This is a genomic window from Solwaraspora sp. WMMD406 (assembly GCF_029626025.1).
Lineage (GTDB): Bacteria > Actinomycetota > Actinomycetes > Mycobacteriales > Micromonosporaceae > Micromonospora_E.
Window position 1 is genome coordinate 2081718 of sequence record NZ_JARUBF010000001.1, and the last position, 24983, is coordinate 2106700.

The window sequence follows — 24983 nt, forward strand, 5'->3', positions numbered from 1 at the left end:
TGCGGAGTGAGAGTCAGGGCTATTCGAGAGACACCCGGTAGAGCCGGCCGACGGTGGCGCACGGGTCCGGGGTGACCCGGGCGGCGGTGGCGAGCAACGACAGCGGCTCGTTGTGCTGCCGTACGGTCTCCGGGTGGGCTCCCGGCGGCAGCGGCAGCAGGTAGAGCTGGCCGATTCCCCAGGTGGCGATCCAGTCGCGCCGCTGCCCCACCGAGATGTCCGCGAAGTTGTCCGGGAAGAACGCCGTTTGCCGGCCGGTCAGCGCGCTGTGCCGGCCCACCTCGGTGCTGGTGACGATGGTCAACGTGGTGTCGTCCCCGCATCGCCGTAGTTCCTGCTCCACCGCGCCGCCGGTGAGGCTCTCCGAGTCCGGCGGCGTGACGATGAGCTGGTATCCGAGCGCCCAGCCGGCCGGTAGCGCCAGCAACAGCACCCCGATGGTGAGGCCGGCGCGCTGCCCGGTGAACCGGGCCGGGATCGGGGTCCGGAACAGCAGCACGACGGCCAACAGCAGCATCAGCAGCACGACCAGGCTGAGGTAGCGCCGGCTCAGGTAGCCGGTGCTCAGCTCGGAGAACGCGACCTGCGCGGTGAAGGCGGCCAGCGCGGCCAGGCCGACCAGCAGCCAGCGTGGCATACGCCGGATCGGTGTCCGGCGTAGGAGCAGCAAGCCGGCGGCGACGGTGACCACGACGGTGGGCGCCCACACGGCGGCCTTGATCGCCTGCAGGGCTGCTGCGGGCGCGTTGCCGACCAGCCGGGCGAGCCAGCCGAGCGGGTCGTCGGTGACGGTGGGCACCTGATCGAGATCGATCACGTCGGTGACGTACAACTGCGGTACGGCGGTCGCGATGATGCGGTTGTCGGCGGGGAACGGCGTACCGAAGTGCGCCAGCCCGTAGACCGCCCACGGCGTCATCGTGACCGCGAAGACCAGCCCGGCGGCGACCAGCCAGCGCCAGTCCCGGCGGCGGGCCACGATCAGCAGCACCGCCAGGAGAAGTACCGCCGGGAGGGTGTCCGGTCGGGTGAGCACCAGCCCGCCGGCGGCGGCACCGGCCGCCGGCCAGGCCAGCGTTGGTCGGCGGTCCGTCGTGACCAGGGCGAGGATCAGCAGGCTGAGCAGGAGCCCGGCCAACGGGAAGGTCCGCGCGGTGAGCACCTCGTCGAGAAACGGTACGAAACCGAGCAGGCCCACGGTCACCAACGGTCCGAGTCCCCGTACGCCGATGCGGCGGCCCAGCACCGACAGCACCGCCGCCGTGGCCAGGACACATCCCAGGGCGGCCAGCAGACCGGCCTGCGGACCGGTCCGGGTGACCGCCGCCGTGACACCGACCAGGATCGGCCAGAGCGGACCGCACCCCATCGAGTACGGCTCGGTCGACTGGTAGCTGTGCCGGGAAGCGATGCGGAAGAAGTCGCCGCCGAGGGTCTGGGACAGCTCGTAGTAGCGCCACGAGTCCGGGTTGTACGGCGGGCCGTTCCAGTAGTGCACCAGCAGGATGGCGAGCACCCCGACGAGCGACACCCAACCGGCGATGGTGACCCAGCCGGGCATCGACAAGGTCCGCGAGGTGGCGACCGGGCTGTCGGTCGGCGGGTTCGGGTTCGTGAGCCGGGTGGCCGTACTCATGTCCCGGCCCCGATCGTCGCCGCCTGACCCTGACCCGGTACGTCGGTCAACTGTTCGCGCAGGTACGGCCCGGGTGGGCCGGCGGTGTGCCCTGTCGTGCCGGCCGACTGGCACACCGTCACGTCCCGCACCGAGTACATCGGCCGGGCCCGCACCTCGATCAGGATTCGCGCCAGGTACTCGCCGAGCACGCCGAGGATGAGGAAGAGGCCGGTGAAGCCGCCCGACACCAGGATCGCCAGCGTGGTCCACCCTTCGATGGGGTCGGACTTGAACAGGAACACCGCGATCGCGTAGCCGATCCCGGCGAGTGACAGGGCCCCGAACATCAGGGACAGCCGGTGCGCCACGCGCGGCCCGAAGTTGGAGAAGGACAGCAGGATGTCGAAGGCCAGGCTCGACGTCTCCCGGTTCTGCCGACGGCGATGGGTCGGGGTGTCCACCGTGGTCCGGGTGTAGCGCAGGTGCTCGTGCCGGTGCCCGAGGATCGCGTACAGGGCTTTGCGGTAGCGGACCTTCTCCCGCATGGCGAGCATGGCGAGCAGCGTGCGGCGCGACGTCAGCCGCAGACGTTCGGTCCGGAGCGGGGTGTCGAGGTCGCTGTACCGGTTGACCAGCCGGTAGAAGATCCGGCTGCGGAGCGGTCCGTCGTCGCCGCTGGCGGTGACGATGTCGCAGCCGCTGGTGGTGCCGATCTCGTACATCAGGGCGAGAGTGTCCAGTGGGAAGTCCACGGTGGGGCTTTCCAGCTCGAAGACCCAGTCGCCCATGGCCCGGTCGAGCCCGGCCTTGATGCCGGCCTCCACGCCGTGCCGCCGGGCCAGCCGGATCACCACCGCGTTGAGCCGGTGCCGGGTGGCGCTGGCCCGCACCAGTGGGGTGGGATCGTCCGTCGAGTTGTCGTCGACCAGCACCAGTTCATGCAGTTCGAAATGCTCGGTGAGCCAGGGTCCGATCTGTTCCAGGAACGGCTCCAGCGCCGTCTCGTCGCGGCAGTAGAGCACGAAGCTCACGAAGGTCTTGAATGCCATAGCGCCTCATCGAGGTCGTAGATCGTGTTCACCTTGCCGCTGAGCAACGTGACGAACGAGGGACGTTCGCAATCTGTCCGGATCAGGGTCGGGCGGGAATCGTCGACCTCCGCCGTACGGAGCACGGACTTGACCGTGAACAGGCTTTCCACCTGGCGCAGCCGGCCTGCCGTGGGAAGGAACCGACGGGTGAGTGTGTGCATGTAGGGATAGCTGCTGGCCGGTCGGGCGGGACAGGTTCCGCAGTTGGCCAGGGCAGCTGGCCCGCAGTCCGCCACTTGGTCCTGACAGGAGAAGGTCGGCAGGACGTCGGGGCTGGTCACGTGGGGTGTGTAGGCGACGGCGCTGAGGCTGTGCCACGGAGTGTGTCCGAACGGCATGAGGGAGAAGAAGTCACCGTCCAGTACGGTGACGGCCACGTCCCGGTGGCCCGGGGCGTCGACCAGCACCATTTCGCAGAGTTCGTACTTGAGTGGCACCGGCGGCAGGCCGAACGCGGCGAGGAGGGCGTTGGTGCCGGCGTAGGTCGCGTTGACGACCGACTCGGATTCCACCTGGGTGCCGGATCGCAGCGTCGTCCGCCAGATCCCGCCGTCACGCCCGGCTTCGGCCACGGTGTCACCCAGATACCACCGCAGCCGGTCCGGGTATGCGTCGAGGCGGGCCAGCATCGCCGTACGCAGCGCGGGCGCGTCGAAACCGAACTCGTCGGTTTCGTACGCGGCCTCGACGCTGCCGGCGTGGAAGAACTCCGCAGAGTCGATCCGTCTGGCCGGCACCCCTACCGTGGCACAGAATTTCTCGAAATGCTCGGCATCCACGTAGGAGTGTTCTGCGGCGATGGCGTACACGGATCGGAAGCGTTTGTTGATCGCGGCGGGGAAGTCGCGGAGGAACCGCTCGTAGTAGCTGGCTGAGCGCAGGGCCGTGTAGACGCTGCGCGGGTAGTGATAGCCGTTGTGGCCACGGGCCTGGTTGATCAGGCTGGCCCGCGCCAACGGCCGCCGGTCGATGTCGACCACCGCGACGGAATCGCCCTGGACGAGTCGCCGCCATGTGGCCCACAGGCCGAAGATGCCCGCGCCGAAGACGAGGGTATCGACGGAAACGCGATCTCTGCCCATGGCCAGGAGGCTAGCATCGGTCTTGTCCATATTTGTCAGCATTTTTATGAGGTGAATGATGCTCACAGGCCTGGTGGGTCACACCGGATTCGTCGGCGGCAACCTCGCCCGACAACGCACCTACGACGTCGAGGTCAACCGGGCCACCGTCGACGCGATCGACGGGCACCGGTTTGCCCGGCTCGTCATCAGCGCCGCGCCCGGCGTGAAGTGGCGCGCGAACGCCGACCCGGACGCCGACAGCGACGCCATCGACACGCTGGTGACGCACCTGCGGACCACCTCGGCCGATCAGGCCGTCCTCATCTCCACCGTCGACGTCTACCCGCAGCCGCAGGGCGTCGACGAAACCACACCTGTCGAACCGAACGACCATCCGCAGGCGTACGGCCGCAACCGGCTTCGGCTGGAAGAGTTCGTCCAACGGCACTATCCCCGCTGCCTGGTGCTCCGCCTGCCCGCCCTGTTCGGACCGGGCCTGCGCAAGAACCTCATCTACGACCTGGCCAACGGGCGTACCGAAGAGTTCTGCCACCGGGACTCGACCTTCCAGTTCTACGACCTACGGCGACTGACCGCCGACCTCGACCTGGCGGCCGCAGCGGGACTGACCGTGCTCAACCTGGCCACCGAGCCGCTCGCCGCGCAGACCGTGGCGCAGGAGGCTTTCGGCCGGACGCTGAGCTGCGACACGGTGGCCCGGATCGACTACGACGTACGTACCCGGCACGGTGCGGTGTTCGGCGTCGAGGGGCCCTACGTCAGCGGCGGCGACGAGGTGCTGGCCCGGCTGCGGGCGTTCGCCGGGGACCTGGATCGGGACCGGGTGGCGGCATGAAGGTGGCGGTCAGCAACATCGCATGGGAGCCCGTCGACGACGAGAAGGTCGCCGACCTGCTGCGTCACGCCGGAGTAGCGGGCATCGAGGTGGCGCCCACGAAGATCTGGCCGGATCTGGCCGCCGCGACCCTCGACCAGGCCCGCGCGTACGGGCAGTCGTGGGCCCGTGCCGGTCTGCCGGTGGTCGCCGCCCAGTCGCTGCTGTACGGGCGCCCCGATCTCACCTTGTTCGGACCGGATCGGGAGGAGTTCGTCGCCTACCTGTGCCGGGTGATCGACCTGTGCGCGGCGATGGGCGCCACCGCGTTGGTCTTCGGCAGCCCGCGAAACCGGCAACGGCACGGCCTTCCGGTCGAGACGGCCGACGACATCGCCGCCGACGTCTTCGGCCGGTTGGCGCACCGGGCGGACGCGGCCGGGACCAGTCTCTGCCTGGAGGCCAACCCGGCGGCCTACGGCGCCGACTACCTCACGCGGGCGGAGGAAGCAGCCACGCTGGTGGCCACGGTCGACTCACCCGGGCTCCGGCTGCACCTCGACACGGCCTGCATGGCGCTGGCCGGGGACGACGCGGGGGCCTCCGTACACCGGTTCGCCCCGCTGCTGCGCCACGCGCACCTGAGCGAGCCGGACCTGGGACCGGTCGGCACCCCCGACCATCGGCACGCGGAATTCGTCGCGGCGCTGCGGACGGTGGGTTACCAGGGATACGTCAGCGTGGAGATGCGTCCGTCGGACGGTGATCGGGTGGCGGCTGTGGAACGTGCCGCACGGTACGCCGTCGCGCTCTGCGGTGACCGGCCATGACCGCCGCCACTCGACAGCTCACCCGGGACAGCGGCCGGCGGATCCCGCGCTACGAAAGGCACGACTTCGCCCCCCGGCGTAGCCGCTACGCGGTGGTGGTCCCAGTGATCAACGAGGGCGAACGGCTGCGGGCGCAGGTACGCCGAATGTACGACTGCGGTCACGGCCTGGACGTGTTGATCGCCGACGGAGGCAGCACCGACGGTTCCCTCGCCGAGGACTTCCTGGCCGCCCACGGCGTACGGTCTGTGCTGGTCAAGACCGGTCCGGGGCGGCTCAGCGCCCAACTGCGGATGGCCTTCGCGGCAGCCCTGGCCGACGGCTACCAGGGGGTGATCACCCTGGACGGCAACGGCAAGGACGGCGTCGAGGCGATCGCGCGGTTCCGGGCCAGGCTCGACGACGGGTACGACTACGTGCAGGGTTCCCGCTTTGTTCCCGGTGGCTCGGCGGTGAACACGCCGTGGTCGCGGTATCTGGGTATCCGCCTGCTGCACGCGCCGATGCTGTCGGCCGGCGGGCGAACCTGGTACACCGACACCACCAACGGGTTCCGGGGCCACTCGGCACGGCTGTTGACCGATCCCCGGGTCGGCGTGTTCCGGGACGTGTTCGACGCGTACGAACTGTTGGCGTACCTGCCGGTGCGGGCGGCCCAGTTGGGTCTACGGGTCTGTGAGGTGCCGGTGACTCGGGCCTACCCGGCCGGGGCGGTGCCGACCAAGATCAAAGGCTGGTCCGGGAACCTGGACCTGCTGGCCGTCGCGGCCCGCGCGGCTACCGGCCGCTACAACCCATAGCAGATCCGTACGGGCACGGTCGGGTTGTCCACAAGTCGCGCTCTGTCCACAGCCGGCGAACGCGGTGGCTGCCGCAGGGCGTCCCGCCGGGTGAGGCTGGCTCCCGAGTCGACTCGGAAGACCTCATGAGACCCAGGCCAGACCACGAGACCGAGCGGAGATGCGATGTTCGACACTTATGTAACGATTGTCGGTAACGTTCTGACGGCACCGGAGTGGCGGCGGACCACCCAGACGAACACCTTGGTCGCCAACTTCAAGGTGGCCTCCACGGCCCGGCGACTCGACCGGGAAAACAACCGGTGGGTCGACGGCAACAGCCTGCGGGTCCGCGTCAACTGCTGGCGCAAGCTCGCCGAAGGCGTCGCCTCCTCGATCATGCTCGGTGATCCGGTGGTCGTCGTCGGCCGGCTCTACACCCGCGACTGGGTGGACGGCGAGGGCAACAACCGGATCCAGTACGAGATGGAAGCCGTCGCCGTCGGCCACGACCTCGCCCGTGGCCGGTCCAGGTTCATGCGTAACCGGCCCACCCTCGCCACCAGCGAGGTCGAGCAGGGCGACGCGGAACGCCGGGTGCACGGCGAAGCCACCACGGACGTGTCGCCCGACGAGGTGCCGCCAACCGGCAACGAACTGTTCGACGCCGACGACGATCCCACCTTCGCGGAGCCGTCCAGGCCCTCGCCGGTCGAAGGCGCACCGCCACTCGCCGCCAACGGTCGGCCGGCGGTCACCCTCGCGATCGACGTCCTCGCCGCCGCCGCCCGGACCACGGCCGAGCCAGCCGACACCCGAGGTGACGCGGCTGACACCCGTGCGGTCCACACGCGAGCCGGCGGCACCGTTGGCGGTGTGGTCGAAGAGGACGTGGTGGAGGAATCAGTCGGCGGCTACGCGGACCCGTCGGCAGCGGACGACCCGGCCACCGACCCGGCCGGCGAGCAGTTCGACAGCCCGGGGGAGGAGCCGGCCGAAGAGTCGGACGCGGCCGAATCGCCGCAGCGCCCAAGCCCGAGCCCGAACACGAGCACGAGCCGGGGGCGGCGGGCACCTCGCCGTACCCCCGTCCCGGTCTGAGCGGTACGACCTCCCCGCTCGGGTGCGGTGGGCGGCACAGCGCGGTGCCGCCCACCGCACCACCCGCCGGCACCAGCTGACTCGGCAGGTTACCGACCCGTACGGCTCAGGCGGTGGCCTATCGACCGACCACGGCGACGTAAGCTGCCGACGTGGCTACCCGATCCGGCAGATACCCGGCCCTGGCCGCTACCGCCGCCACCGCCGGCGGGATGCTCGCCGGGTACGCCCTCGACGCCCTGCTCGGCGACCCGCGCCGGCTGCACCCGGTCGCCGGCTACGGCCGGTTCGCCGGCACCCTGGAACGCCGGATGTACCGGCCGTCGCGGCGAGCGGGAGCGGCGTACACGGCGGTGGCGGTCGGCACGCCGGTGCTGGCGGCGGCGGCCGCGTCCGCGCTGACCCGACACCGCCCGGTGGCCCGGGCCGTGCTCGTCGCCGGTGCTACCTGGGCGGTCCTGGGCGGCCGGACCCTTCGCACCGAAGCGGGCGTGATGTCCAAGGCACTGCGCCGGGGCGACGTACCGGCCGCTCGGCGGCGGCTCAGCCACCTCTGCGGCCGGGACCCGTCGGCGCTCGACGCCCCGGAACTCGCCCGCGCCACCGTCGAATCCGTCGCCGAGAACACCTCCGACGCCGTCGTCGCCCCACTGTTCTGGGGCGCGGTCGCCGGACTGCCCGGCCTGGTCGGCTACCGGGCCGCCAACACCCTCGACGCGATGGTCGGCCACCGGTCACCCCGCTACGAACAGTTCGGCACCGCGTCGGCCCGGCTCGACGACGCACTCAACCTGGTGCCGTCCCGGCTGACCGGGCTGGCGGCGGTCACCTGGGCACCGGCCGTCAAAGGCGACCGGTCGCGGGCCTGGCACGTCTGGCGGCGCGACCGCGCCGACCATCCCAGCCCCAACGCCGGGCAGTGCGAGGCGGCGTTCGCCGGTGCGCTCGGCGTACGGCTCGGCGGCCGCAACGTCTACGCCGGCCGCACCGACGTCCGCCCCTTCCTCGGCGACGGTCCCCGCCCGTCACCCCGCCACATCAAACGGGCCGCCCGGCTGTCCGGCCTGGTCGGGCACACCGCCGCCGTACTGCCGCTGGTCCTGCCATTCGCCGGGCTCGCGGTCCGTGCCCTGGCCCGCACGGTGACCAGACGCGCCCTGGCCGGCACAGTGATCAACCGCGCCCTGGCCCGGTCGACGGCCAGACCGCCCGGCCCGCCCAGACCGCCCGGCCCGTCCAGCCGATGACCGGCGGCGGACTGCTCGTCGCCGGCACCACCTCCGACGCCGGCAAGAGCGTGCTCACCGCCGGCATCTGCCGCTGGTTGGCCCGCAAAGGGGTCAGAGTCGCCCCGTTCAAAGCGCAGAACATGTCCAACAACTCGGCCGTCGTACTCGGACCGGACGGCCGGGCCGGTGAGATCGGCCGCGCCCAGGCGATGCAGGCCGCCGCCTGCGGGCTGACCCCCGAGGTCCGGTTCAACCCGGTGCTGCTCAAACCCGGCAGCGACCGGTCCAGCCAGGTCGTCCTGCTCGGCGAAGCCGTCGACACCGTCACCGCGACCAACTACCGACCGGTGCGGTCCCGCCTCGCCGCCACCGCTCACGCCATCCTCGCCGAGCTGCGCGCCGAATACGACGTGGTGATCTGCGAAGGCGCCGGCAGCCCCACCGAGATCAACCTGCGCCAGGGCGACTTCGTCAACCTCGGACTCGCCCGCCGGGCCGGCCTACCGGCGATCGTCGTCGGCGACATCGACCGGGGTGGCGTCTTCGCCGCCATGTTCGGCACCGTCGCACTGCTCAGCGCCGACGACCAGGCGCTCGTCAGCGGCTTCGTGATCAACAAGTTCCGAGGCGACCCGGGTCTGCTGGAACCCGGGCTGGACATGCTGCGGCAGGTCACCGGCCGGCCCACGTACGGCGTACTGCCCTGGGAGCCGCGCGTCTGGCTCGACGGCGAGGACTCCCTGGCGTACGGCACGACCCTCGGCCGACCCACGCCACCGTACGGCCGGGACACGCTGCGGGTCGCGGCGATCCGGCTGCCCCGCGTCTCCAACGCCACCGACCTGGAAGCGCTCGCCGCAGAACCCGGCGTACGGGTCCGGCTGACCGCCGACCCGGCCGAGGTGGCCGCCGCCGACCTGGTCGTACTCCCCGGATCCAAGTCGACAGTAGACGATCTGGACTGGTTGCGGGCGACCGGTCTCGCCGACGTGGTCACCGCTCATGCCGCCGCCGGCCGCCCACTGCTCGGCATCTGCGGCGGCTATCAGATGCTCGCCCGGGTGATCCACGACGACGTGGAAAGCCGACGCGGCAGCGTACCCGGCCTCGGCCTGCTGCCGATCGAGATCCGCTTCGCCCGGCGCAAGACCCTGGCCCACGCGCGCGGCACCACCTACGGCCCTGCCGACGACACCGACACCGCCGCTGACACCGCCGACGGGCCGGTCCCGGTGCGCGGCTACGAGATCCATCACGGGTACGTCTCCCACCGTGACCCGGGGACCCGGCCGCTGTTCACCGACGCTGCCGGGCGCGGCGAAGGTGCCCGCGTCGGATCGGTCAGCGGCACCCACTGGCACGGCGCGTTCGAGTCCGACGAGTTCCGCCGCCGCTACCTGACCGAGGCGGCCCACCAGGCCGGCCGACACGGGTTCACCCTCGCACCGGACACCAACTTCAGCGACCTGCGTCTGCGCGGACTCGACCTGCTCGGCGACCTGGTCGAGGAACACCTGGACACCGACGCGCTGTGGCGGCTGATCACCTCCGGGCCGCCCGCCGGCCTGCCATTCCTCCCACCCGGAGCGCCAGAGCCGTACTGACTCACCGGGAGCTCGTCAGTTCGCGGGAATCAGTCCGACCAGGGTGTCGAGGATCTCGTCGGCATCGGTCTTCCACTTGTCTCGGGTGAGTTGACCGCTCGCTTCCATGCTGATGGCCCCGTGTACGCCGCTGAGCAGCACGGCTCCGAAGTGGTGGGCTTGTGCGTCACCGACCAGTTCGCTCAAGACCGCGATGAACGGGTCCTGGAATCCTCCCGTGCCACAACGGAACCCTGACGGGTCAGCGGCCCAGCGGTCAGTCGAGGTCGTGCTCGACCGGACTGGTGTTGAGCACCCAAGCGAGCGGCATGCTCGCGGCCGGCCGGTATCGGTCGCCGTCGAGGCGGTACATGGTGACGGTCTGCGTCGGGTCCTGGCCGATCGTCCAGTACTGGGGGATGCCGGCATCGGCGTACTCGATCGGTTTCGCGGCGGTGTCTGTGGCCTCGGAACCGGGCGAGATGATTTCGACGACCAGAAGGACGTCGGTGACGGGTAGCCATACGCCGTCGTTCTGTGCCTTGCTCCAGACAACCAGGTCAGGAATGCGGCCACCGACGCCGCCCGCTTTTCCGGGGATGCGCAGCCCGACGGTCTGGGCGATGCGGTCGGCCGGAATGCCGGCGGCGAGCAACCAGCCGGTGAGCCGAGTCGCGATGATCGCGTGCAGGTACCCGGCCGGTGGCATGACCGACAGCACTCCCTCGGGGCTGATCTCGTACTGATGGTGCTCGTCCTCGGCCATCATCGCGGTGAGGTCGTCGAGCGTGATCACCGAGGGCATATGCCGTCCGACGGCTTCTGCGCTCATGCCGCCTACTGTATCGGTCGAGGCCGCTGGAACGGTACGAGAAGGGACTTCGGTGTGGACGAGCGTCCGGACGTGGTCGAGACCTTCGACGGCCTGGCCCGGCGGGTGTACGCCGGACCGGCCCGCCTCGGCCCGGTCCGGCTCGTCGCCGTCGACGGTCCGAGTGGTGCCGGCAAGTCGACCTTCGCCGATCGGCTCGCGGCCGCCTGCGCGGCGGTCACCCCGACCGCACCGGTACGCCCGGAGCCCGACCCGGCAAGGCCAGCCGGGCCGGCGACCGAGCCAGCCGGGCCGACGACGACCACTGGAGTCGCTGTCGTGCGTACGGACGATCTGCTCGACGGCTGGACCGACCAGTTCACCTTCTGGCCCCGGCTGCGCGACCAGGTGCTGGACCCGTTGCGCGCCGGCCGGCCGGCCCGCTACCGACGCTACGACTGGACCGCCGGCCGGTTCGCCGACACCTGGACAACCCTCGCGCCGCCGGCCGTACTCGTGCTCGAAGGAGTCAGCGCGGCGCGGGCCGCGATCCGCCCGACGGCGACCCTGTCGGTTTTCGTCACCGCGCCGGCACCGGTACGGCTGGCCCGCTCGCTGGCCCGCGACGGCGCGGCGCTACAACCCGTGCTAGACCGGTGGCGGCAGGCCGAGGACCGGTTCTTCACCGCCGACGGTACGGCCGCAACCGTGCACCTGCTGGTGGACGGAGCAGCGGAAACGCCGGACGGCTCGGTGCGCTGCCGGTGGCGTGGCGTCGGCGGTGACGTGGACGCCGACGGTGCCGGTGGGGCACCATCGGCGGGGTAGGGCCAGGTCAGCCGACCCCGGGGAGCGTGCCGAGATGACCGCAGACAACGGTGGAGCAGCCGCAGACAGTGGTGGAGCGGCCGCCGGCAACGGCGAGACGACCGCGAGCGACGCCGGCGCGGCGACGCCGGCCAAGCGCCGGATCGTACTGACCGGGATCAGTTCCCGCGCCTGGGAGCACCCGGCCGACCGGGGCGCGTTGACCGCGCTGCGGGAACTGCGCGGCTTCGACGACGTCGTCAAGACGTTCTTCGGCATGTGGAACGAGCGGGCGTTCCGCCTGTCTTACCTGGCGTCGTCGATCCGGGTGGACCACCGGCAGTACCCCCGGGTGTACCGGCTGTTCGCCGAGGCGGCGGCCAGCCTCGACGTGCCGGAACTGCCGGAACTGTTCGTCACCCAGTCGCCGGTGCTCGGCGCCAGGGCGATCGGGCTGGACCGCCCGTTCATCGTGCTCGACAGCGCCTGCGTGCAGCAGCTCGACGACGAGGAACTGCGCACCCTGCTCGGCCACGAACTCGGCCACGTCCGCAGCGGCCACGCCGTCTACCAGACGATTCTCACCATTCTGACCCGCTGGGCGACGAACCTGGCCTGGCTGCCGGTCGGCGCGATCGCGCTGCGGGCGATCATCGCGGCGATGCTCGAATGGTGGCGCAAGGCGGAGCTGTCCGCCGACCGGGCCGGCCTGCTGGCCGCCCAGGACCCGGCTGCTTCGCTGCGGCTGCTGATGAAGCTCGCCGGTGGCGGCGACCTGACCCAGATCGACACCGCAGCCTTCCTGGAGCAGGCCGCCGAGTACGACGGCGGCGGCGACCTGCGCGACAGCCTGCACAAGCTGCGGATGACGGCGTGGAGCACCCACCCGGTGCCGGTGGCCCGGGCGGCGGCACTGCGCGACTGGATCGACTCGGGCGGGTACGGCCGGGTACTGGCCGGCGACTATCCGCGCCGCGCCGACGATGCCAACGCCTCTGTGTCGGAGGAGATCAAAGCAGCTGCCCAGGCGTACCGGGAGCAGTTCAGCCGTACCCAGGATCCGCTCGCCGGGTTGCTGCGCCGTCTCGGCGGCGGCGCGGCCGACCTGGGGGAGTGGGCCAGCGGAGCGGCGGGACGGGCGCGTTCCTGGATGGGCGCGGCCAGCGCCAGCCGTACCGAGGACAACTGGCCGGGGGCGACCGCCAGCGACCCCCGCCGCCCGTCGCCCCCACCACCACCGGCCTGACCCGCCACCGGCCCGGTGGTGTCCGGTGCGCGGTGCGGTCGTCCACCGACGATCGCGCACCTACGATCGCGCCATGACGAACGATCCTGCCACGACGACTTCGATCCTGACCGAGCCGCAGTTGCGGGCCGCCATCAGCCGGGAACTGCCCGGCGTCCGGGCCGATCTGGAGCGGTTGATCCGGATTCCCGGTATCGCGTTCGACGGGTTCGACCACAGCGAGGTGCAGCGGTCCGCCGAGGCGGTCGCCGAACTGGCCCGGGGCTGCGGGCTCGACGTCCAGGTGGTCCGGGCCGGCGACGGCCAGCCGGCGGTGATCGGCCGGCGGCCCGCGCCGCCGGGAGCCCCGACCGTGCTGCTCTACGCCCACCACGACGTACAACCCGTCGGTGACCTGGCCCGGTGGGACGGCGACCCGTTCGAGCCGGTCGAGCGCGACGGGCGGCTGTACGGGCGCGGCGCCGCCGACGACAAGGCCGGCGTGATGGCGCACATCGCCGCCCTGCGCGCGTTCGGCGACGCGCTACCGGTCGGCGTGGTCTTGTTCGTCGAGGGCGAGGAGGAGTACGGCAGCGAATCGTTGTCGCAACTGCTCGACGAGCACCGGGACACCCTCGCCGCCGACGTGATCGTGATCGCCGACTCGGCCAACTGGGACATCGGCGTGCCGGCGTTGACCACCTCGCTGCGCGGACTGGTCAACTGCTTCGTCGAGGTGCGCACCCTCGACAAGGCGGTGCACAGCGGCATGTTCGGCGGCCCGGTGCCGGACGCGCTGACCGTCCTGTGCCGGCTGCTGGCCACGTTGCACGACGACGCCGGTGACGTCGCGGTGCCGGATCTGGTCGGCCGGTCCGGCGCGGCGGTCGACCTGCCGCCGCAGCGGCTGCGCGACGAGGCCGGCCTGGTCGACGGCGTCCGGTTCACCGGCACCGGGGCGCTCACCGACCGGCTCTGGACCAAACCGGCGCTGGCGGTGCTCGGCATCGACGCCCCGCCCACCGACGGCGCGCCGAACGCGCTGGTGCCGGCCGCCCGGGCCAAGCTGAGCCTGCGGCTGGCCCCCGGCGACGACCCGGCCAAGGCGTACGCGGCGTTGACCACCCACCTGCGGCAGCAGGTGTCCTGGGGGGCGCAGGTCGAGGTGACGCTGGAAAGCGACGGTCAGCCGTGTCTGATCGACGCGGCCGGCCCGGTGTTCGACGCGGCGCGGGCAGCGTTCCAAGCCGCCTGGGACGGTACGGCCCCGGTCGATATCGGGGTGGGCGGGTCGATTCCGTTCATCGCCACCTTCCAGGAGATGTTCCCGGGCGCGGCGATCCTGGTGACCGGCGTCGAGGATCCGTACGCCGGTGCGCACGGGCCGAACGAGAGCCTGCACCTGGCCGAGTTCGAGCGGGCCTGCCTGGCGGAGGCGCTGTTGCTGGCGAAGGTCGCCGAATCGGCGATTCGGCTGCGCGCGGAGGATGCCGTACGCTAGGGTTCGAACATGCGTACGAACGAGGTGATCGCGCGGCTCGACGCCGCCGTCAGTGCTCTGCGGGACGTCAGCGTCTCCGCCCTGCCCGAGGAGTCGCTGCGGGCACAGCTCGGTGAGCTCTCGGTGGCCCTCTGCGCTGTCGATTCGGCGTTGGCCCGGGTCGCCGACGAGGTCCGGGCCCGTGGCCTGCGGATCGAGGAGCCCGCCGGGGCGACCGATCCGATCCGCCGCCGATCCGACACCGATCCGGGGCTGCTGGTCACCGCCTGACCGACGGCCGGCGGACAGCGGCCGGCGCACGGCGCGGGATCGGCGGATCTTGTCGCAGGTGGCTGCCAGGATGAGCTGGTGCGGTTCATCGACCTGGCGGCCACCTCGGCCGCGGTGACGACGACACCTGGCCGGCGGGCCAAAGTCGAGTTGCTTGCCGCCGCGCTGCGGGCGTTGCCCGCCGACGAGATCGCCACCGGCGCGGCGTACCTCGCCGGTGAGCTGCCCCAACGTCAGACCGGTGTCGGCTACGCCGGTTTGCGGGACCTGCCGCCCCCGGCGCAGGTGCCGAGGCTGTCCGTCGGTGCCGTCGACGCCGCCGTGTCGGCGATCGCCGCTGTCGCCGGCGTCGGCGCGAAAGACCGCCGCCGGCACCTGCTCGGGGCGTTGTTCGCCGCTGCCACCGTCGACGAGCAGCGGCTGCTCGTCGGACTGTTCACCGGCGAACTGCGCCAGGGCGCACAGGCCGGGCTGCTCGCCGACGCGGTCGCCCGAGCCGCCGAGGTGCCGCTCCCGCTGGTCCGCCGCACGCTGCTGCTCACTGGCGACCTGACCGTGGTCGCGTCCGCCGCGCTCACCGGCGGCGTCGCGGCACTCACCGCCTTCACCCTGTCGGTCGGCCGCCCGCTGGCCCCGATGCTGGCGAGCAGCGCCGCGTCGGTCGACGACGCGGTGACGGCGACCGGCGTCCCGGCCGTGGTGGACGTCAAACTCGACGGGATCCGGATCCAGGTGCACCGCAGCGGCGACGACGTCGCCGTGTTCAGCCGCAGCCTGGACGAGATCACCGCCCGGGTGCCGGCGGTGGTCGCCGCGGTCCGGGCGCTACCCGTACGGGACGTGGTGCTCGACGGCGAGGCGTTGGCGCTCGACGAGACCGGCCGGCCCCGACCGTTTCAGGAGACGGCCCGTGTCGGCGTGCGACTCGCGCCGTACTTCTTCGACCTGCTGCACCTCGACGGCGTCGACCTGCTCGACGAACCCGGTGACACGCGGTGGCCGGCCCTGGCGTCGATCGTCCCGCCCACGCTGCGGGTCACCCGGACGACAGTTACCGACACCGACACCGACAGCGACAGCGACGGGGGCGGCGACAGCGACGGGCCGGTCATCGGCGCGGCAGCCGAGCAGGCCGCCGCCGCGTTCGCCGCCGCCCTCGACGCCGGACACGAAGGAGTGGTGATCAAGTCGCCGCGCGCGCCGTACGACGCGGGTCGGCGGGGTGCCGCCTGGGTCAAGGTCAAGCCTCGGCACGTCCTCGACCTGGTGGTGCTGGCGGTGGAGTGGGGCAGCGGCCGGCGCAAGGGCTGGCTTTCCAACCTGCACCTGGGCGCCCGGGATCCGGCCGGCGACGGGTTCGTCATGCTGGGCAAGACCTTCAAAGGGCTGACCGACGAGACGCTGCGCTGGCAGACCGACCGGTTCCAGCGGCTCGCCGTCGAGCATTCCGAATGGGTGGTCCGGGTCCGCCCGGAGCAGGTCGTGGAGATCGCGTTCGACGGGGTGCAGACCAGCCCGCGCTATCCGGGCGGGCTGGCGCTGCGGTTCGCCCGGGTGCTGCGCTACCGCGACGACAAGACGGCCGCCGAGGCGGACACCATCGAGACGGTACGGGCCATCCACGCCGGCCGGCGTACCTGGTAGTTGTCCGGCGCCCGGTCGGGCGGTGCCGGCTGGTCCGGCGGCGCTGGCGGCCGGCCCGGCCCGGCGTCGCGGAACCGCAGCAGGTCCGCTTCGGACTCCCACCGTTCGCGCACAGACTGTCAGACCAGCGGATTGTGGCCGGCGGCCACGATCTCACTGGCCGGCGGCGGTGGCGGCGGTGTGCCGTCACCGAACGGGCGTCCGCCGAGTCGCTCCCGGCCGTGCGGGCTGAGCCAGTTCGCCAGGTCCGGCCCGAGTGGCACCACCCGGGTCGGGTTGATGTCCCGGTGCACCTCGTAGTAGTGCCGCTTGATGTGATCGAAGTCGATCGTGTCGCCGAAGCCGGGCGTCTGAAACAGATCCCGGGCGTACGCCCACAGCACCGGCATCTCGGCCAGCTTCTCCCGGTTGCACTTGAAATGTCCGTGATAGACGGGGTCGAAGCGGACCAACGTCGTGAACAGCCGCACGTCGGCCTCGGTGATCGTGTCGCCGACCAGGTAACGCTGGGTCTCCAGCCGGGTCGAGAGCCAGTCGATCCGGTCGAACAGCCGCTGGTACGCCTTGGCGTACGCCTCCTGGCTGCCGGCGAAGCCGCACCGGTAGACCCCGTTGTTGACGTCGGCGAACACGACCGCGTTGACCTCGTCGATCTCGGCGCGCAGCGGCTCGGGATACAGCTGCGGCGCCCCGGGCCGGTGGTAGGCGGTCCACTCGGTCGACATGTCCAGGGTGATCCGGGCGTAGTCGTTGGTCACCACCTGCCCGGTGGGCACGTCGACGATCGCCGGTACGGTGATCCCCCGCTCGTAGTCGGGGAACCGGGCGAAGAAGGCCTCCTGCAGCCGTTCGATGCCGAGCACCGGGTCCCGGCCGTCCGGGTCCAGGTCGAAGGTCCAGCTCCGTTTGTCGTGTGTGGGACCGGCGACCCCCATAGACAGCGCCTGCTCCAAGCCGAGCAGCCGGCGGACGATGATGGTCCGGTTCGCCCACGGGCAGGCCCGGCTGACCACCAACCGGTACCGGTCCGGTTCCACCGGGTAGCCGTCACGCCCGTCGGCGGTGATCCGGGTCGCGATGTACCGCTGGTCGCGGGTGAACTCCCCGCCAGGATTGACATAGGTGCCGTCTGCCGTCTTCGCCATGTCGGTACGGTACCCAGTTCGCTGTCGTCCGCATCCGCTGTCGGCCGGCTCGACCATCCGACTGAGCGGCCGTCACCCGGTCAGGCGCTCTCCCGGACGATCAGCTCGGAGGGGTAGACGGTGGAAGCGTGGCGCAGTGTCTGCGCCAGCACGGCGGTGGCCGCGGCGGCGGCGATCTGGTCGACCGGGTGACTGGCGGTGGTCAACGACGGGGTGCTGAGCGCGGCGAACGGGACGTCGTCGAATCCGGCGACGGCGATGTCGCCGGGCACCGTGATGCCGCGCTGGCGCAGCACCTGCAGGGCACCCAGCGCGGTCGCGTCGCTGATCGCGAAGATCGCGTCGGTGTCCGGCCAGCGCTGGAGCAGCTTGACGGCGGCCCGGCGGCCACCGGCGGCGGAGTAGTCGCCGGCCACGAGACGGGCCGGCAGGCCGACGGTACGCATCATCGTGCGGTAGGCGGTCACCGGGCGGGCCGAGCAGAGCAACCATTCCGGACCGGTGATCATGGCGATCCGCCGCCGGCCGACCCCGTACAGGTGCCGCAGCACCGCTTCGCTGCCTCCGGCGCTGTCGACGTCGAAGACGGGCACCGTCGCCGAGCCCACTCCGATCGCGGCGACCCGACCCCGCAGCGCCGCCGGGATGTCCGCCAGCATGGGGCCGGTCGTGTTGACCAGCACCACACCGTGCACGCTGCGGTCGTCGGCCAGCCGTTGCAGGGTCGCCGCCGAATCGATCGGCAGGTAGTAGGGCGAGACGCCGACGCCGTGCGGCGCGCAAGCGGCGGCCGCCGCACTGACGAACCGCTGGACGTACGGGTCGTCGAAGACGGTCGGCTCTTGCCCGGCGACCGCGACGGCGATCCGGTAGCCCTTTCCGGTGACCAACGCCTTGGCGACGGGGTCTGGCGTGTAGCCCAGCCGGGCGGCGGCGGCGTGGACCCGCTCGCGGGTGGCGGGGGAGGCCGGGCCGGATCCGGCGATCACCCGGGAGGCGGTCGCTCGGGACACCCCGGCGGCCCTCGCGACGTCCTGGAGAGTCACCGTACGGGGTGCCCGCTTGCTCATCGATCCATGATGCCTCGCTGAGCTGGGTACGGGCTTGCGCTGGAACCGCTCTCAGCGGTGCGATCTCCTGGCGCCCGTACGAGGAGGGCGACGAGCGGGACAGCGATCCGGCAGGTAAGCGATCCGGCGAGGAAAGGTGACGACCAGTGCGTACGGCTGATCTGGATCGATCGGTGCCGGAACCCGCCGCCGGCACCGTCCGCGCGGCGCGCAACGCGGTGGCGGTGGTGTTCGGCCTCAACGGTGTGGCGCTGGCGTCCTGGTTCGCCCGGGTGCCGGCCGCCCGTGACGGGCTCGACCTCACTCCCGGTCAGCTCGGGGTGCTGCTGCTCGCTATGTCCGCCGGGTCGCTGCTGGCACTGCCCACCGCCGGCCTGACCACCCACCGGTTCGGGGCGGCCCGCGCCGTCGCGGTCGCGGCCGGGCTGGTCGCCGTCGGTCTGCTGCTGATCGGGGTGGCGGCCGGGGCATGGGCGGTGGTGCCGGTGGTCGCCGTCGGTCTGTTCGCCGTCGGCTACGGCTCGGGCACCTGCGAGGTGGCGATGAACGTCGAGGCGGCCTCGGTCGAGCGGCTGCTGCGCCGTACGGTCATGCCTCGCTTTCACGCGGCATGGAGTCTCGGCACGGTGACCGGTGCCGCGCTCGGGGCCGGTGCGGCGCGGATCGGGCTGCCGATCGGGATCCACCTGGCCGCTGCCGCGCTGGTCGTCGTGACTGGTACGGCGATCGCGGTCCGGTCTTTCCTGCCGGTGCCGGCGCGGGCGGCCGACGAAGCCGGCGGGACCCGGGCGGGCGGTGGTCTGCTGGCCGCCTGGCGGGAACCTCGGATTCTGCTGATCGGTGCGCTGGTGATGGTGATGGCGTTCACCGAGGGTACGGCGAACGACTGGCTGGCCGTGGCGTTCGTCGACGGCCACGGGGTGGGCGCGGCCGCTGGCGCGCTGGCGTTCGGGGTGTTCGTGACCGCGATGACAGCGGGCCGTACCGCCGGCACGGTGGCGCTGGACCGGTGGGGCCGGGTGCCGGTGTTGTCGGTGTCGATCCTGGTGGCGGCGGTGGGTGCGGCGGTGGCCGTGTTCGCGGCGTGGGTGCCGCTGGCGCTGGCCGGTGTCGCCCTGTGGGGTCTGGGTGCGTCGCTGGGCTTCCCGGTCGGGATGAGTGCGGCCGCCGACGATCCGCACCGGGCCGCCGCCCGGGTGAGTGTGGTGGCGGTGATCGGCTACACCGCGTTTCTGGCCGGTCCGCCGCTGGTCGGCTTCCTGGGTGACGGGGTCGGTACGTTGCGGGCGTTGCTGATCGTCCCGGTGTTGCTGCTGCCGGCGCTGCTGCTGGTGCCGGCGACCCGCCCACCGGTCCAGCGATGAGTGGCGTCAACTCGTGGTTGACGATTGGTCTATCGTCAACCTATGGTTGACGCATGACTGATTCCGCGCACACCACCACCGGGCCGTCCGGCGCGGCCGGACGAACCGGCACGTCGATCCGGCTCGACGACCTGATCGACGGCATCACCCGGGCCCACCCGGACCGGCTGACGCAGCTCACCAACGCGGTCGTCATCGCCGACCACCTCGGTGAGATCGCCGACCACCTGATCGGACACTTCGTCGACCAGGCCCGTCGCTCCGGTGCCTCGTGGACCGACATCGGCCGCAGCATGGGCGTCAGCAAACAGGCCGCCCAGAAGCGCTTCGTGCCCAAGACGCCAAACGAGACCAACGATCTCGACCCCAGCCAGGGCTTCGGTCGGTTCACCTTCGAGGCCCGCGAGACCGTGGTCGCCGCTCAGAACGAGGCACGGTCGGCGGGCAACGACGAGATCACCACCGGGCATCTGGTGCTGGCGCTGCTCTCCGTACCCGACACCCTGGCCGCGCGGGTGATCGCCGAGCTCGGCCCGGGCGTCGAGACGGCCCGTCAGGTGGCCGCCGTGGCGTTGCCGCCGGCCGTCGACGACGTACCGCAGCTGATTCCCTTCGACGCGCACGTCCGTAAGGTCCTGGAGTTGACCTTCCGTGAGGCGCTGCGCCTCGACGACAGCCAGGTCGACACGGAACACATCCTGCTCGCGCTGCTGGAGTTCGAGGCGGGCACCGGCTTGTTGGCGGACCTCGGCGTCACCAAGGCCGCCGCCGAGCAGCGGATCCTCGCCGGACGTACGGACACCGCCACCGCCACCGCCGACGGCTGAGCGAGGCGCGAGCAGGCGCGCGTCAGGAGCCGACGCGATCGGTCTCCGCACCGACGAGCCGCTCGGGTGCCGCCGGTCGTCTCGACTCCGGGATCGTGCGGTCGTCCCGCAACCGCAGGTACGGCTCCCGGTCGTCGGGATGACCGGCGGCGATCGCCCGCCCCCGCTCCAACTCGGCGTCCAGTTCGCCGCCGAGCAGGATGGCGATGTTCGTCAACCACAACCAGATCAGAAAGACGATCACACCGGCGATCGCGCCGTACGTCTCGTTGTAGGAGCTGAAGTTGGCCACGTAGAACGCGAAACCGGCGGAGACCGCCAACCAGAGCACGACCGCCAGGATTCCACCGGGGGTGATCCACCGGAACCCGCCGTGTCGGGCGTTCGGCGACGCCCAGTACAGGGTCGAGAACATCAGGCTGACCAGGGCCACCAGCACCGGCCATTTGGCGATGTTCCAGGCGGCGACCGTGGCGGGGCCGATCCCGAGCAGGTCGCCGGCCTGCCGCGCCAGGTCGCCGGTGAACACCACGATCAACGCGCTGGCCAGCAACATCAGCCCGATGACGGCGGTCACCCCGAGCCGGATGGGCAGGGTCTTCCAGATCGGCCGTCCTTCCGGCACGTCGTAGATCGCGTTCGACGCGCGCATGAAGGCGCCGATGTAGCCCGAGGCCGACCAGAAGGCGACGAGCAGACCGAACAACGCCACCAGGCCGGCCGTGTCGCTGTTCTCCCTGACCTGGGTGATCGCGCGGTCGAGGAATCCCCCGATCTCTCCGGGCGCGAGTTCCTGGATTACCCCTTGGACGTCGTCGGTGGTGTCGTCACCGAGCAGCCCGAGCGCGGCGACCAGCACCAGTAGGCCGGGGAAGATGGACAGCACACCGTAGTAGGTCAGACCGGCGGCGAGGTCGGGGATGGCGTCCCTGGTGAACTCGCCGGCGGTCCGCTTCACCGCCGCCCACCACGACGAGGCGGCGAGATCGGTCGGACTGTCCGGACCCTCGTCGGGGCCGACCGGTAGACGTACCGACCGGTCGCCGGTCGCCGAGTCGCCGGTCGCCGAGTCGCCGGCCGTCGAGTCGCCGGTCGCCGAGTCGCCGGCCGTCGAGTCGCCGGCCGCCGAGTCGGTGGTCGACCTCGCGTCGGCCTGCGGTCGGTCGTTGGTTGACCCGTCGTTGGTTGACCCTTCGCCCGCCGGCCGGTCGGCGACCGAGCCGTCCCGGGCGGGCTCCGATCCTTCGGTACGCGTCGCTGCCATCAGGGGGGACCTCCAGTTCTGCTTTCCTGGAGGTCTTGCCCACTGCCCGCCCGCGTCAATCACTCGCGTCCGGCTGGCGGATCGGTCGGCGGCGTCGTCGGTGCGGCCGGGCTGGACCCATAGCGCGGTGATCCACAACTACCCGAACCCACGAGTGTCGAGCAATATGCGATCCATGTTTCGTGTTTCTTGCTGCTTACGTAGGGTAGGGTGCCGGGTGACGGATTCGAGTCGAGCGAGGCGCTGACATGACGGAGCTGGCGAGCGGGCGGACAGCCTCGGGCCGAGGCTGGACGTTTCTCACCAACCACGCGCACGTCCTGCTCGCCATCGCGCGGGATCCGGACGCCCGGCTACGCGACGTCGCGGACAGCGTCGGCGTCACCGAGCGGGCGGCGCAGGCGATCGTCGCGGACCTCGAAGCCGGCGGCTATCTGCGGCGCAGCCGGGTCGGCCGGCGGAACCACTACACCGTCAATCCGGCCGGGCGGTTCCGCCACCCCGCCGAGGCAGACCGGCGGATCGGCGACCTGTTGGCGTTGTTCACCGGCGACCCGGCACTCGATCCGCAGACTGCCCCGGGCGGCCGGGCTGCCCCGAGCGAGCAGACGACCACGGGCGACCGGTGACGCGGGTCACCGCGCCCGGCTGCCGATGACACATCGGCGGCATGGCCGGTTGGCCGGTCCCCGGACGGCCCCGATCGTACTGGCGTACGCCGCCGCTCGTGCCGGTTGTCGCCGGTAGCCGTGGCCGGGACCGCGTCGACGAGCCCGGCCGCACTCGGCGAGGACCGGGACGGTGACCGCCGCTGTCCGGGACGCCGTCACTGCCGAGCCCGCCCGCGCCTGCGTGCGCCTCGTACCACTGGCGCGCGACCGGTACACCGAGGTCTACCTTGGTGACGCACAACTCGGCCGGCACGGGCGCTGCTCCGACGAGCATGGTGCGATCGTCGTGGACGGCGTCGAGCCCGGCCGCTACAGCCCGGTGATCGCCTTCAACGCCATCACCGGTGACGTCACTTGTCGAGTACGTCAATTCCACGTACCAGCTGTCGGTGCTGCCCGGTCAGGTGATCAAGCTGCGATGCGACTGTGGGCACGGGCCGGGCCGCTGGCATCCGGCCGGCGGCAGCTTCACCGGCGCGGAGCCGGTCTGGGTGGGCTGGACACCGGTCACCGTCGACTTCGACCTGAGCGAGGCCGCCCGTACGCCGTAGACGTCCGAGCGGCCTCGCGGTGAAACCAAGCTGGCCCTGAGTACGACACCGCCGGGAGTGGCCCGGTGGCAGCACGTGGAGCCGACCAGAAGACCCGCGTACGCGGGTAGGTGGCTGCGAAAGACCCGCGTACGCGGGTAGGTGGCTGCGAAGCGTGAACCCGGCACGGCAACGCCGGCCAGACCGGGACCGTCCCATCGCAAGGCGGGACTACCCGCCGCTCGGACACGTGCGCGGCCCGTCACCACGGGCGGCCAGAGGGCCTCTGGCCTCGGCAGGTAGCCGGGCGGCAACGGCTCGCTAACCACACCGCAACATCACGGGCGACACTGCCGTAACAACCTCTACCTACGGTTGTCTCTAGTCTATAGAGAAGGGAGTGACATGACAGTGACGCATAGCGCGCCTCTCGCCGAGGTGACGGAGCCCGTCAACAAGGTGTTGACGCCGAGCGCCTCTGGGCACGCGCCGATGGTGTCGATCGTCGATCTCCACAAGCATTACCGCACGACCGACGGTGACGTTCACGCAGTACGAGGAATCAGCTTCGATATCGCCAAGGGTGAGTTCGTCACCCTGCTCGGCCCGAGTGGTTGCGGCAAGACCACGATCCTTCGTTCGGTCGCCGGACTGGAAACCCCCACCTCCGGTGCCATCTCCATCGGCGGCCGGGTCGTCTACTCGTCCGACCGTCGCATCCGCCTGACTCCCGCGCAACGCCAGATCGGCATGGTCTTCCAGTCGTACGCGATCTGGCCACACATGTCCGTCTTCGACAACGTCGCCTACCCGCTGCGGCGCCGGCGACTGCCGAAGGCCGAGATCCTGTCCCGGACCACCGAGGTGCTGGAGATGCTCGGGCTCGCGTACGCGGCACAGCGCCCGGCGACCAAGCTCAGCGGCGGACAACAGCAGCGCGTGGCGGTCGCCCGTGCGCTCGTGTCGCGCTCCGACCTGATCCTCTTCGACGAGCCGCTGTCGAACCTCGACGCCAAGCTGCGCAAGGAGGTCCGACAGGAGATCCGTGACCTGCAGCAGCGGCTCGGCATCACGGTCCTCTACGTGACCCACGACCAAGAGGAGGCGATGGCGGTCTCGGACCGGATCTTGGTCCTCGAGGGCGGCGATATCAAGGACCAGGGCACGCCGTCGCGGGTCTACTCGCGTCCGGCCGACGTGTTCGCGGCGAACTTCGTCGGCGAGAGCGAGACGCTCAACGGCACCGTCGTCGAATCGGACAACGACCACTGGCTGGTGCAGACCGACATCGGGCGGCTCCACGTGGCACGGCAGCCGCAAGACACCGTACGGGTGTCCGACGCCGTCGTCCTCACCGTACGTCCGGAGCACCTGCAGTTGCGCGACCCGGTCACGGACACCGCGATCCCGACCATCGCTGGTTCGGTGCGGTCGGCGTCGTTCCTCGGCCCGTTCGCCGAACTCGTCGTCGAGCTGGAATCCGGTCACCTGGTCACGGCCCGGGTGAGCGGCGGCGCCGGTGCCGCCCCGGGGGCCCCGGTACACGTACGCATCGAGCCGCACCACGTCGTGCTGCACCCCGACCGCGCGTCGCGCGACCCCGCCGCCGAGCCGGCAACCGCCGCCTAGCCGCCAACCACCACGCCCGCCCGGCCGCCAAGTCACCGCTGCCTAGCCGCCGACCACGACGCCGCCGAGCCGACGACCCGCTGGGTCGTTGCGCC

The 24983-nt window shown here is 71.4% G+C and carries 23 protein-coding genes and 1 pseudogene; 16 read left to right on the forward strand and 8 right to left on the reverse strand.

Features of this window, described 5'->3' with window-relative positions:
* Nucleotides 1–19: 19 nt before the first annotated feature.
* The 3 genes from O7632_RS09560 to O7632_RS09570 are packed head-to-tail and all read right to left on the reverse strand — an operon-like array spanning nt 20 to nt 3791.
* Nucleotides 20–1636 (reverse strand): hypothetical protein, encoded by a 1617-nt coding sequence (locus O7632_RS09560; RefSeq protein WP_278113244.1) that lies wholly within the window; start codon nt 1634–1636, stop codon nt 20–22.
* Entirely contained in the window at nt 1633–2667 is a 1035-nt protein-coding gene (locus tag O7632_RS09565; RefSeq protein ID WP_278113246.1) for a glycosyltransferase, read from the reverse strand. Before O7632_RS09565 ends, O7632_RS09560 begins: the two co-directional genes overlap by 4 nt.
* On the reverse strand, nt 2646–3791 hold the full coding sequence (locus O7632_RS09570; RefSeq protein ID WP_278113249.1) for an FAD-dependent oxidoreductase: 1146 nt from the start codon (nt 3789–3791) through the stop codon (nt 2646–2648). The genes O7632_RS09565 and O7632_RS09570 overlap by 22 nt, the downstream gene beginning before the upstream one ends.
* A 58-nt stretch (nt 3792–3849) precedes the next feature.
* On the opposite strand from O7632_RS09570, the gene O7632_RS09575 reads away from it, so the two are divergent.
* From O7632_RS09575 to O7632_RS09600, 6 genes are all read left to right on the forward strand, one after another.
* Nucleotides 3850–4629: an NAD-dependent epimerase/dehydratase family protein gene (locus O7632_RS09575; protein WP_278113251.1), complete on the forward strand. Its 780-nt coding sequence runs from the start codon at nt 3850–3852 to the stop codon at nt 4627–4629.
* Nucleotides 4626–5438 (forward strand): sugar phosphate isomerase/epimerase family protein, encoded by an 813-nt coding sequence (locus O7632_RS09580; RefSeq protein ID WP_278113253.1) that lies wholly within the window; start codon nt 4626–4628, stop codon nt 5436–5438. Before O7632_RS09575 ends, O7632_RS09580 begins: the two co-directional genes overlap by 4 nt.
* Nucleotides 5435–6238 (forward strand): glycosyltransferase family 2 protein, encoded by an 804-nt coding sequence (locus tag O7632_RS09585; protein ID WP_278113254.1) that lies wholly within the window; start codon nt 5435–5437, stop codon nt 6236–6238. The genes O7632_RS09580 and O7632_RS09585 overlap by 4 nt, the downstream gene beginning before the upstream one ends.
* Before the next feature lie 165 nt (nt 6239–6403).
* Nucleotides 6404–7318: a single-stranded DNA-binding protein gene (locus O7632_RS09590; protein WP_278113256.1), complete on the forward strand. Its 915-nt coding sequence runs from the start codon at nt 6404–6406 to the stop codon at nt 7316–7318.
* A 212-nt stretch (nt 7319–7530) separates the two neighbouring features.
* Nucleotides 7531–8565, forward strand: a complete 1035-nt coding sequence (locus O7632_RS09595) for a cobalamin biosynthesis protein (RefSeq protein ID WP_278119946.1) — start codon at nt 7531–7533, stop codon at nt 8563–8565.
* Nucleotides 8562–10151 carry a cobyric acid synthase gene (locus tag O7632_RS09600; RefSeq protein ID WP_278113258.1) on the forward strand — a complete coding sequence of 530 codons (1590 nt, stop codon included), beginning with the start codon at nt 8562–8564 and terminating at the stop codon, nt 10149–10151. The genes O7632_RS09595 and O7632_RS09600 overlap by 4 nt, the downstream gene beginning before the upstream one ends.
* Nucleotides 10152–10166: 15 nt before the next feature.
* Here the strand turns inward: O7632_RS09600 and O7632_RS09605 are convergent, their stop codons facing one another.
* Nucleotides 10167–10337 carry a hypothetical protein gene (locus O7632_RS09605; RefSeq protein ID WP_278113259.1) on the reverse strand — a complete coding sequence of 57 codons (171 nt, stop codon included), beginning with the start codon at nt 10335–10337 and terminating at the stop codon, nt 10167–10169.
* A gap of 70 nt (nt 10338–10407) precedes the next feature.
* Complete coding sequence (locus O7632_RS09610; RefSeq protein WP_278113261.1) at nt 10408–10899, reverse strand: Uma2 family endonuclease; 492 nt, start codon at nt 10897–10899, stop codon at nt 10408–10410.
* 117 nt (nt 10900–11016) lie between these two features.
* Here O7632_RS09610 and O7632_RS09615 point away from each other — a divergent pair, with 117 nt between their 5' ends.
* The 5 genes and pseudogenes from O7632_RS09615 to O7632_RS09635 all read left to right on the forward strand — a co-directional run bounded on the left by O7632_RS09615 (nt 11017) and on the right by O7632_RS09635 (nt 16388).
* The gene (locus tag O7632_RS09615) at nt 11017–11769 is read left to right on the forward strand and encodes a hypothetical protein (protein WP_278113263.1); all 753 of its coding nucleotides are present in this window, start codon (nt 11017–11019) and stop codon (nt 11767–11769) included.
* A gap of 34 nt (nt 11770–11803) precedes the next feature.
* Nucleotides 11804–12994, forward strand: coding sequence for a M48 family metallopeptidase (locus O7632_RS09620; RefSeq protein WP_278113265.1), 1191 nt, complete (start codon nt 11804–11806; stop codon nt 12992–12994).
* A 73-nt stretch (nt 12995–13067) separates the two neighbouring features.
* Nucleotides 13068–14474 (forward strand): dipeptidase, encoded by a 1407-nt coding sequence (locus tag O7632_RS09625; protein ID WP_278113267.1) that lies wholly within the window; start codon nt 13068–13070, stop codon nt 14472–14474.
* A gap of 9 nt (nt 14475–14483) precedes the next feature.
* Nucleotides 14484–14678: pseudogene (locus O7632_RS09630) on the forward strand (hypothetical protein); the annotation flags it as partial.
* Nucleotides 14679–14822: 144 nt separating this feature from the next.
* The gene (locus O7632_RS09635; RefSeq protein ID WP_278113269.1) at nt 14823–16388 is read left to right on the forward strand and encodes an ATP-dependent DNA ligase; all 1566 of its coding nucleotides are present in this window, start codon (nt 14823–14825) and stop codon (nt 16386–16388) included.
* A 119-nt stretch (nt 16389–16507) separates the two neighbouring features.
* On the opposite strand, the gene O7632_RS09640 is transcribed toward O7632_RS09635, so the two are convergent.
* Together O7632_RS09640 and O7632_RS09645 are read right to left on the reverse strand one after the other, a co-directional pair.
* A complete protein-coding gene (locus O7632_RS09640; protein WP_278113270.1) occupies nt 16508–17590 on the reverse strand; it encodes a glutathione S-transferase C-terminal domain-containing protein in 1083 nt (360 codons plus the stop codon).
* 23 nt (nt 17591–17613) lie between these two features.
* Entirely contained in the window at nt 17614–18603 is a 990-nt protein-coding gene (locus tag O7632_RS09645) for a LacI family DNA-binding transcriptional regulator (protein WP_278113272.1), read from the reverse strand.
* A 146-nt stretch (nt 18604–18749) separates the two neighbouring features.
* Here O7632_RS09645 and O7632_RS09650 point away from each other — a divergent pair, with 146 nt between their 5' ends.
* Nucleotides 18750–19967: an MFS transporter gene (locus tag O7632_RS09650; RefSeq protein ID WP_278113274.1), complete on the forward strand. Its 1218-nt coding sequence runs from the start codon at nt 18750–18752 to the stop codon at nt 19965–19967.
* Between the two features lie 53 nt (nt 19968–20020).
* Nucleotides 20021–20794: a Clp protease N-terminal domain-containing protein gene (locus O7632_RS09655; protein ID WP_278113276.1), complete on the forward strand. Its 774-nt coding sequence runs from the start codon at nt 20021–20023 to the stop codon at nt 20792–20794.
* 22 nt (nt 20795–20816) lie between these two features.
* Here the strand turns inward: O7632_RS09655 and O7632_RS09660 are convergent, their stop codons facing one another.
* Nucleotides 20817–22058 carry a YhjD/YihY/BrkB family envelope integrity protein gene (locus tag O7632_RS09660; RefSeq protein WP_278113277.1) on the reverse strand — a complete coding sequence of 414 codons (1242 nt, stop codon included), beginning with the start codon at nt 22056–22058 and terminating at the stop codon, nt 20817–20819.
* 248 nt (nt 22059–22306) lie between these two features.
* On the opposite strand from O7632_RS09660, the gene O7632_RS09665 reads away from it, so the two are divergent.
* The 3 genes from O7632_RS09665 to O7632_RS09675 all read left to right on the forward strand — a co-directional run bounded on the left by O7632_RS09665 (nt 22307) and on the right by O7632_RS09675 (nt 24888).
* Nucleotides 22307–22687, forward strand: coding sequence for a MarR family winged helix-turn-helix transcriptional regulator (locus O7632_RS09665; RefSeq protein WP_278113279.1), 381 nt, complete (start codon nt 22307–22309; stop codon nt 22685–22687).
* Between the two features lie 386 nt (nt 22688–23073).
* Complete coding sequence (locus O7632_RS09670; RefSeq protein WP_278113281.1) at nt 23074–23280, forward strand: hypothetical protein; 207 nt, start codon at nt 23074–23076, stop codon at nt 23278–23280.
* 384 nt (nt 23281–23664) lie between these two features.
* Nucleotides 23665–24888: an ABC transporter ATP-binding protein gene (locus O7632_RS09675; protein ID WP_278113283.1), complete on the forward strand. Its 1224-nt coding sequence runs from the start codon at nt 23665–23667 to the stop codon at nt 24886–24888.
* Nucleotides 24889–24983 lie beyond the last annotated feature (95 nt).

Bases quoted from the DNA above. Each gene is read 5' to 3' on its own strand.
- O7632_RS09560 (WP_278113244.1), bottom strand. From the start codon at position 1,636: ATGAGTACGGCCACCCGGCTCACGAACCCGAACCCGCCGACCGACAGC.
- O7632_RS09565 (WP_278113246.1), bottom strand. From the start codon at position 2,667: ATGGCATTCAAGACCTTCGTGAGCTTCGTGCTCTACTGCCGCGACGAG.
- O7632_RS09570 (WP_278113249.1), bottom strand. From the start codon at position 3,791: ATGGGCAGAGATCGCGTTTCCGTCGATACCCTCGTCTTCGGCGCGGGC.
- O7632_RS09575 (WP_278113251.1), top strand. From the start codon at position 3,850: ATGCTCACAGGCCTGGTGGGTCACACCGGATTCGTCGGCGGCAACCTC.
- O7632_RS09580 (WP_278113253.1), top strand. From the start codon at position 4,626: ATGAAGGTGGCGGTCAGCAACATCGCATGGGAGCCCGTCGACGACGAG.
- O7632_RS09585 (WP_278113254.1), top strand. From the start codon at position 5,435: ATGACCGCCGCCACTCGACAGCTCACCCGGGACAGCGGCCGGCGGATC.
- O7632_RS09590 (WP_278113256.1), top strand. From the start codon at position 6,404: ATGTTCGACACTTATGTAACGATTGTCGGTAACGTTCTGACGGCACCG.
- O7632_RS09595 (WP_278119946.1), top strand. From the start codon at position 7,531: ATGCTCGCCGGGTACGCCCTCGACGCCCTGCTCGGCGACCCGCGCCGG.
- O7632_RS09600 (WP_278113258.1), top strand. From the start codon at position 8,562: ATGACCGGCGGCGGACTGCTCGTCGCCGGCACCACCTCCGACGCCGGC.
- O7632_RS09610 (WP_278113261.1), bottom strand. From the start codon at position 10,899: ATGATGGCCGAGGACGAGCACCATCAGTACGAGATCAGCCCCGAGGGA.
- O7632_RS09620 (WP_278113265.1), top strand. From the start codon at position 11,804: ATGACCGCAGACAACGGTGGAGCAGCCGCAGACAGTGGTGGAGCGGCC.
- O7632_RS09625 (WP_278113267.1), top strand. From the start codon at position 13,068: ATGACGAACGATCCTGCCACGACGACTTCGATCCTGACCGAGCCGCAG.
- O7632_RS09640 (WP_278113270.1), bottom strand. From the start codon at position 17,590: ATGGTCGAGCCGGCCGACAGCGGATGCGGACGACAGCGAACTGGGTAC.
- O7632_RS09645 (WP_278113272.1), bottom strand. From the start codon at position 18,603: ATGAGCAAGCGGGCACCCCGTACGGTGACTCTCCAGGACGTCGCGAGG.
- O7632_RS09655 (WP_278113276.1), top strand. From the start codon at position 20,021: ATGACTGATTCCGCGCACACCACCACCGGGCCGTCCGGCGCGGCCGGA.
- O7632_RS09660 (WP_278113277.1), bottom strand. From the start codon at position 22,058: ATGGCAGCGACGCGTACCGAAGGATCGGAGCCCGCCCGGGACGGCTCG.
- O7632_RS09665 (WP_278113279.1), top strand. From the start codon at position 22,307: ATGACGGAGCTGGCGAGCGGGCGGACAGCCTCGGGCCGAGGCTGGACG.
- O7632_RS09675 (WP_278113283.1), top strand. From the start codon at position 23,665: ATGACAGTGACGCATAGCGCGCCTCTCGCCGAGGTGACGGAGCCCGTC.